Source organism: Nonomuraea sp. NPDC049784 (genome assembly GCF_040659615.1).
Taxonomy (GTDB): Bacteria; Actinomycetota; Actinomycetes; order Streptosporangiales; family Streptosporangiaceae; genus Nonomuraea.
Window position 1 is genome coordinate 1 of record NZ_JBFAMX010001288.1, and the last position, 1,114, is coordinate 1,114.

General features: G+C 73.2%; 2 protein-coding genes. Both read right to left on the bottom strand.

Annotated features, from left to right (window positions below):
* The coding region (locus AB0J09_RS65485) for an NAD-dependent epimerase/dehydratase family protein (RefSeq protein ID WP_360714665.1) at window positions 1–558 on the bottom strand (558 nt) is incomplete at its 3' end.
* Window positions 555–1,022 (bottom strand): CocE/NonD family hydrolase, encoded by a 468-nt coding sequence (locus AB0J09_RS65490; RefSeq protein WP_360714667.1) that lies wholly within the window; start codon window positions 1,020–1,022, stop codon window positions 555–557. The genes AB0J09_RS65490 and AB0J09_RS65485, both read right to left, overlap by 4 nt.
* Window positions 1,023–1,114 lie beyond the last annotated feature (92 nt).

The following is a 1,114-nucleotide window of genomic DNA, read 5'->3' on the forward strand; positions in this document are numbered from 1 at the left end:
CGTCTGGGCCGGAGCGGGCGCCAGGACGCGCCCGCCCTTCTCCAGACGGCGCAGCCACCACGGGATGCGGCCGACGTCCTCGTACGGGCCGAGGATCAACCCGGCTCTGGCCAGCAGCGCCGCCTCGGGGAAGGATTCGAGGACGGCGAGTTCGCCGCCGCGCTTGGCGGCGGCGTAGTCGGCGTCGTCGGTGCTGGCGGGGTCGCCGTCGACCAGCGGGGCATGCTCGTCCGCGCGCGCGGGCCAGGGCCAGCGGTGCACGCCGCGGCTGGAGACATACCCGTAGTGGCCTGCCCGATCAGCCAGCAGCCGGGCGGTCTCGCGCACCACACGGGGTGCCCAGGCCCAGGTGTCGATGACCGCGTCCCACTCCTGGCTGGCCAGCGCCAGCCGTACGGCCTCAGGGTCGGTGCGGTCGGCTAGCAGAGCCCGCACACCGGGCTCGGGCTCGCGGCTGAGACCGCGATTCAGCGTGCTCACCTCGTCGCCGCGCTCCAGCGCGACCTCCACGACAGCGCGGCCCACGTGGTGGGTGCCGCCGAGGACAAGCAGATTCATGATGCTCCAGGGGTGAGGGGCAGCCAGAGGGCTGACGGGTGCTGGCGGTCGTGGAAAATCTCGTGATCGGACGCGCGCAGGTCTCGCCCGGTCGCGAGCGGCTGGCCGGTGCCAGGGTTACGGCCGAAGCGCGGGTGGGCGCCGCTGGAGACCTGCAGCCGGATGCGGTGGCCGCGCTTGAACCGGTGAGCCATCGGCCACAGGGCGATCTCGACCGTCCGGACATCGCCCGGCTCGCGCAGGCGCACGATCCCGTCGCACACGTTGATCGACCGGCCGCGCGCGTCCACGTCACACAGCCGGGCGAAGTAGTCGACGTTCGGGTTGGCCGAGCGCGCGTACAACCGCACGCGGACCGGGCCGACGGCCTCGACGTCCTCGGACAGGGGCGCGGTGGTGAAGGTGAGCACGTCGGCTCTGGCCTCGACGGCGCGGTTGTCCTTCGCCCCCGCTGACAGACCCACCTGCGTGCCGCCTGAGCACCTGATGACCGAGGCCGTCTACCTGCGGGCCCACCCGACGTTCGAGCGGCCCTACGGCTGGGCCTGGCTGCTCG